The organism is Corallococcus sp. AB045 (assembly GCF_003668895.1).
GTDB lineage: Bacteria > Myxococcota > Myxococcia > Myxococcales > Myxococcaceae > Corallococcus > Corallococcus coralloides.
Window position 1 is genome coordinate 1 of record NZ_RAWN01000327.1, and the last position, 6383, is coordinate 6383.

At 69.2% G+C, this 6383-nt stretch carries 6 protein-coding genes; 1 reads left to right on the forward strand and 5 read right to left on the reverse strand.

What is annotated here, in order from left to right:
- The first annotated feature begins 234 nt into the window (after positions 1–234).
- Entirely contained in the window at positions 235–1080 is an 846-nt protein-coding gene (locus D7Y21_RS39570) for a discoidin domain-containing protein (protein ID WP_233612475.1), read from the forward strand.
- A gap of 54 nt (positions 1081–1134) precedes the next feature.
- Here the strand turns inward: D7Y21_RS39570 and D7Y21_RS39575 are convergent, their stop codons facing one another.
- From D7Y21_RS39575 to D7Y21_RS39595, 5 genes are all read right to left on the reverse strand, one after another.
- A complete protein-coding gene (locus D7Y21_RS39575; RefSeq protein ID WP_120564108.1) occupies positions 1135–1530 on the reverse strand; it encodes a zf-TFIIB domain-containing protein in 396 nt (131 codons plus the stop codon).
- A gap of 136 nt (positions 1531–1666) precedes the next feature.
- The gene (gene murA, locus D7Y21_RS39580; protein WP_121718473.1) at positions 1667–2938 is read right to left on the reverse strand and encodes a UDP-N-acetylglucosamine 1-carboxyvinyltransferase; all 1272 of its coding nucleotides are present in this window, start codon (positions 2936–2938) and stop codon (positions 1667–1669) included.
- Positions 2939–2992: 54 nt separating this feature from the next.
- Positions 2993–3856 carry a peptide chain release factor N(5)-glutamine methyltransferase gene (prmC, locus tag D7Y21_RS39585; RefSeq protein ID WP_121718474.1) on the reverse strand — a complete coding sequence of 288 codons (864 nt, stop codon included), beginning with the start codon at positions 3854–3856 and terminating at the stop codon, positions 2993–2995.
- Positions 3853–4944 (reverse strand): peptide chain release factor 1, encoded by a 1092-nt coding sequence (gene prfA, locus D7Y21_RS39590; protein WP_120564111.1) that lies wholly within the window; start codon positions 4942–4944, stop codon positions 3853–3855. Before prfA ends, prmC begins: the two co-directional genes overlap by 4 nt.
- 284 nt (positions 4945–5228) lie before the next feature.
- A partial coding sequence (locus D7Y21_RS39595; RefSeq protein ID WP_233612476.1) for a CapA family protein occupies positions 5229–6383 on the reverse strand: 1155 nt, incomplete at its 5' end.

Sequence of the window (6383 nt, forward strand, 5' to 3'; positions counted from 1 at the left end):
CAGCAGCCCCAGCCCCAGGACACAGACCCAGCCCCAACGTCGCATCACGTCTTCCTCCTCGGTCGGTCCGCCTTGTCGGCCTGGGCGTGTCCGGGTGTCAAGCACCCCCAACCCCCGGCGGGCCGCTTTCATCCGCGCCCCCGGACGTCACCTGCACAACGCCAAGTCCGATGGTGACGGAAGGTGCACACCCGGACTGGAGCGACGGGGCAGGGACGATCCAAGATGCGCCCCATGCGACGCCTGTCCCTGGCCTGCCTGCTGCTCGTGTCTCCGTCCGTCCTCGCCGCCGCGCCCGCCGCGCCCGGCTATGCCCAGGCGGAGGCCTGGCTGGAGAAGGAGGCGCGCCCGGACCACTACGTGCCCCTCAACCTCCTGGACGGCCGGGACACCACCGTCTGGTGCGCGGAAGGGGAGAAGCCGTCCCACGTCTTCATCGGCTTCAAGGAGCCCGTCACCCTGGACGAGGTGCGCGTCTACACGGGCGACGGCACGTCCCGCGACGCCTTCAAGGCCAACGGCCGCGTGCGCAAGTTCACCCTCACCAGCGTGGACGCGTCCCGCAGCGTCACCGTGCAGGACAAGCGTGGCCTGCAGGCCGTGCCCCTGTCCCAGCCGCTGTTCGGCGCGCGCTTCATCCTGGAGGTGGCGGACCGCTTCCCCGGTACCAAGGAGGACAGCCCGGTGTGCCTCACCGATCTCGTCCTCTACTCGAGAGGAAAGCCCCTCAACGGCCCCGCGCTCGCCACCCGGTACAAGTACGACGCGCGTGTGGCCCCGCTCGTGGGCACCTGGTTCGGCGGCCATGAAGGCGCCCCGGAGCGCTTCCTGTCCTTCTTCGTGGACGGGACCTGGCGCTTCTCGCTGGAGCCCCTGGAGACGCCCGAGCCCACCACCGTCGTCAGCGGCACCTACACGGTGTCCGGCAACAAGGTGACGTTGGACATCCCGAAGAAGGGCAAGGTGACGGCCCGCTTCGAGCGGACCCCCGCCGGCGAGGGGCCGAAGGCGGCCGCCGCGCTGTCGCTGGACGGGACGCTCCCCGAGGAGTGGGGAAGCGCCTTCCGCGGCCAGCCTTGAGCACAACCGGGCGCCTGGAAGAACCGGGCGCCCACCGAGCTTGGAGCCTGGGGCCTAGATGGCCGCCTTGGCCTTCCGCTTCGCGTCGAAGTTGCGGAAGAAGGTGACGATCTCCTGCTCGGCGGCCTTGACGTCCGTGGCGTCCGCGAACTCCGATTCCAGGAAGATGCCGCCGCAGGACTCGCAGGTGTCGTAGTGCAGGGGGTGACTCCGGTCCCCACCGTCGATGCGCACGAAGTCCACCTGGCAGTCCGGGCACTGCCCTGTCAGGGCCTCCGCGTCGACCTTGCCCCCGAGTTGCTCCAGACCGGGCAGGTTGTTGTGAAGGAGGATGCGGCGCAGGTCCGAAACATCGGTCCACAGGCCTCCGCAATCTCCACACTTCCGCAACGTCTCGTCGTGATCTCCTTCGAGATCAGTCATCTCGACGCTGCAACCGGGGCAATTCATGGGGCGGCTCGTTCTCCTGAAAGGGGGAGCCCAGAGTGCTCCCCAGTGAATGGAGAATGATAGGTCGCCCAAAAATTGGGATGCAACCCGTGCGGCGGCTTCTGTTGGCAACGTGCCTTCAGCCGGCCCCCAGGACTCAGGCCCGCTCCTTCACCCGGCGGATGTCCGCCCCCAGGCCCCGCAGTTTGCGCTCCAGCCGCTCGTACCCGCGGTCCAGGTGGTAGACGCGGCTGACCTCGGTCTGCCCGTCTGCCCGCAGGCCGGCCAGGATGAGCGACGCGCTGGCGCGCAGGTCGGTGGCCATCACCGGCGCCCCGCTGAGCCCCTTCACGCCCTTCACCACCGCCGTGTGCCCCTGGATGGTGATGTCCGCGCCCAGCCGGTGCAGCTCCGGCACGTGCATGAAGCGGTTCTCGAAGATGTTCTCGGAGATGACGGACGTGCCGTGGCTCACCGTCATCAGCGCCATCAACTGCGCCTGCATGTCCGTGGGGAAGCCCGGGTGCTCCGTGGTGGTGATGTTCACCGACTTGAGCGACCTGGGCGCCTTGCAGCGCAGGCCCCCGCCCTCCACGGTGATGGTGCAGCCCGCCTCGCGCAGCTTGTCGATGACCGCGTCCAGGTGCTCCGGGCGCGCGTGCTTCACCAGCACGTTGCCCCCGCTGATGGCCGCCGCCACCAGCAGCGTGCCCGCCTCGATGCGGTCCGGGAGGATGGCGTGCTCCACCGGGTTCAGGCACTCCACGCCCTCGATGGTGATGACGGACGTGCCCGCCCCCTCCACCTTCGCGCCCATCTTGTTGAGGACCCGCGCCAGCTCCTCTACCTCCGGCTCGCGCGCGCAGTTCTCCATCACGGTGCGGCCCTTCGCGAGCACCGCCGCCATCATCACGTTCTCCGTGCCGGTGACGGTGATGACGTCGAAGTTGACCATGCCGCCCTTGAGCTGCTTCGCCCGGGCCTCCACGTAGCCTTCGGTCAGGTGGATGTCCGCGCCCAGCGCCTTGAGGCCCTTGAGGTGCTGGTCGATGGGACGCGCGCCAATGGCGCACCCGCCCGGCATGGACACGCGCGCCCGGCCGTATCGCGCCACGAGCGGCCCCAGCACCAGGACGCTGGCGCGCATGGTCTTCACCAGGTCGTAGGGGGCCTCCGGGGTGATGTCCCCCACGATGCTGATTTCACAGGTGTCCGCCTTCCTGCCGGTGAGCCGCTCGGCCTCGCAGCCCATCGTGCGGAGCACCTCCAGCATCGTGGCCACGTCCGCCAGGTCCGGCACGTTGCGGAAGGTGGTGGTGCCGTCCGCGAGCAGCGCGGAGGCCAGGATGGGCAGCGCCGCGTTCTTCGCGCCGGAGACCTCCACCTCGCCGTGCAGCGCGGTGCCACCCTTCATGACGATCTTGTCCATGTCTTTTACGTACCTTCTTTGCGTGCGGCTGCCGGGCCGCGCGTCCCGTGGCCGTCAGGCCGCGGGCTGTGTCCCGAACGCCATGCGTTCACGCCGCTCCAGGTCCTTCTCCACGCGCGCGTCCGAGTAACCCGCGGCCCGCAGGAGCTCCAGGACGGCGCTTCCCTGGGTCTCACCCATCTCCAATGCAAGCAATCCGCCAGGCTCCAGCACCCGCCGGGCGCCCTCAATCACCCGCCGCAGCGTGGCCAGTCCGTCCGGCCCGCCATCCAGCGCCAGCCGGGGCTCTCGCCGCACCTCGGCGGACAGCCCGGCGATGTCGCCCGAGTCGATGTACGGCGGATTCGACACCACCACCCGGAACGTCGCGTCCGGGGGCAGGGGAGAGAACAGGTCGCCCTCCAGCACGTTCACGCGCTCGGCCACGCCCAGGGCCTGTGCGTTCTCACGGGCCAGCGCGCACGCGTCCTTGGACAGGTCCGTGGCCAGCACCGTCGCCTGGGGCCGCTCCGCCGCCACGCTGATGGCGATGCAGCCGGAGCCCGTGCACACGTCCAGCACGCGGCTGGGCGCATCCTTCGGCACCGAGTGCAGCACCGCCTCCACCAGCAGCTCCGTCTCCGGCCGGGGGATGAGCACGCGCGCGTCCACCTTGAACGGGCGGTTGTAGAACTCCTTCGTGCCCGTCAGGTAGTTCGTGGGCTCGCCCGCCATCCGGCGCTCGATGAGCGCCTTGAAGGCGGCCAGCTCGTCCTTGGACAGCGGCCGGTCCAGGTCCACGTACAGGCGCACCCGGCCCGTCTTGAGCACGTGCGCCAGGAGGATTTCCGTCGTGAGCCGGGGCGCGTCCACCCCGCGCTTCTCGAAGTGCCCCGTCGTCCAGGTGAGGAGCCGACGGATGGTCCAGACGTCGCTCATGCTTCGCTGGCGGGACGCCCGCCGCCCGTCTGCGCCTTGAGGGCTTCGGCCTGGTAGTGGGTGCGGCAGGCGGTAATCACTTCGTCCACGTTGCCCACCATGATGGCCGGCAGGTTGTGCACGGTGAGCCCGATGCGGTGGTCGGTGAGCCGGTCCTGCGGGAAGTTGTAGGTGCGGATCTTCTCGCTGCGGTCGCCCGTGCCCACCTGGCCGCGGCGCATGGAGTCGCGCTCGTTGCGGATGCGCTCCTGCTCCATGTCGTAGAGCTTCGCGCGCAGCATGCGCAGGGCCATGGCGCGGTTCTTCCCCTGGCTCTTCTCCTGCTGGCACTTCACCACGATGCCGGACGGCTTGTGGATGAGGCGCACCGCGGAGTCCGTGGTGTTGACGCTCTGGCCACCGGCGCCCGTGGAGCGCATCACCTGCATCTCGATGTCCGCGGGGTTGATCTGCACGTCCACGTCCTCCGCCTCCGGCATCACCGACACGGTGATGGTGGAGGTGTGGATGCGCCCCTGCGTCTCCGTGGCCGGCACGCGCTGCACGCGGTGGACGCCGGACTCGTACTTGAGCTGGCTGAACACGGCGTCCCCGGAGAGCGTCACCGTGGCGTCCTTCACGCCGCCCGCGTTGCCCGCGCTCATGTCCAGGATGTCCGCCTTCCAGCCCTTGCGGTCCGCGTAGCGCAGGTACATCTGCATGACCTCTTCGGCGAAGAGGGCCGCCTCGTCGCCGCCCGCGCCCGCGCGGATCTCCAGGATGACGTTCTTCTCGTCATTGGGATCCTTGGGCAGCAGGAGGATCTTCAGCGCGGCTTCCTGCTCCTCGCGCTGCTCCTTGAGGCCCGGCAGGGACTCCTTGGCGTAGGCCTTCTCGTCGGGGTCGGAGCTGGACAGCCACGACTCCACCTCCGACAGGTCCGCCAGCACCTTGCGGTAGCCGCGGAAGGTCTCGACGAGCTTCTCCAGCCCGGCGCGCTCCTTGGATACCTTCTGGAGCTTCGCCGTGTCGGCGAGGATATCGGGGTTCGACAGGTCGGCCGTGAGCCGCTCGAAGCGGCGCTCGACCTCTTCCAATTTGTCAATCATGCGTGGTTCCCGGGGCGTCTTGCCCCGTTGGGCGCCCCGTGGCAAGGGCCGAGGGCGTCAAGGAAAACCTTGGCCGTATGGGCAGCGGCATGTAAGAACGGCCCCCGTCGCCGCCCGGTGCGGCTTGAATCACGCTCAACACGGAGTCCTTCCACATGGCCGCACAGAAGGGGAATCGTTCCAAGAAGAAGCTGAAGAACCGCGCCAAGACCCGGAAGGCGCAGCTGAAGCGCCGCCGCACGCGCTTCAAGCGCGGCCAGCGCAACAACAAGTAGTCCCGAAAGCTACTGCCCCCCTCTCACACTGGAGGAGGGGGGCGGCTGGCTTCCTGCTTCCTCTGCGTCCAATGCGGGGAGCATCCGCTCCAGCCCCGGCGTCCCCTGCGACGCGGTGCGCAGCAGCGTCATCACCCCATCGGCCTCGGCACCCGTGACGGGCACCGGCTGGACGGGGAACTCGGGGTAGCGGTCGGTCCTGAGGGGCAGCACGTCACTGGAGACATAACCCGTGGAGTCGAAGCGCGCCCGCCACAGGACGCTGCGCTTGTCCCGGGGGTTCCAGTTCCCGCCGAACACGAAGTTGCCCAGCGAGTAGACCACCGGCCTGCCCTGGTACAGCTCCATGGACTGGAGCACGTGCGGGTGGCTGCCCAGCACCCCCGCCGCGCCCGCGTCGATGGCCGCGTGCGCCAGGCGCACCTGGTACGGCTCCGGGGTGGTGTTGCCCTCGATGCCCCAGTGGAAGAAGGGGAGCACCAGGTCCGCCTGGGCCTTCGCCTGGGCGATGTCCTCGCGCAGCATCCGCTCCATCACCTCCACGTCGGAGAAGTGCCCGGCCACGCCCGGCGTGGTGTCCGTGGCGTAGACCTCCCGGGGTTCGATGTTGCGCGTGCCCAGGAAGAAGTAGCCCAGGAACGCGACCTTCAGGTCCCCCACGGTGAGGACGGCCGGGCGGCGCGCCTCCGCCAGGTTCCGGCCGGCGCCGAAGTAGGGGATGCGCGCGGCCTCCAGGGAGGTGAGGGTGTCCAGGAGCCCCTGCGCGCCGTAGTCCATCATGTGGTTGTTGGCCAGGCTCACCACGCCCACGCGGCCCGCGGTGAGCACGTTCACCAGCTCCGGCCGAGCGCGGAAGTTGAAGTTCTTGGGCAGCTTCACCGTGCTGTCCGTGTACGGGCACTCCAGGTTCACGACGAACAGGTCGCCGGAGTCCACGATGGGCATCACCTCGCGGAAGCCGTACGCGAACATCTCCTCGCGCGTCTTCCCCTTGGCCACCTGATCATCGAAGTACTCCTCGTAGTGGTAGCCGACCGTCACGTCGCCGCCCACCACCAGCGTCACCGGGCGGGCGAGGGCTGGAGGGGCCGGCTGGCCAGCGGGATGTCCGGTATCGGACCCGGCCGGCGGGGCAGGGGCGGCCTCGGGCGGCGGGGCTTCCGT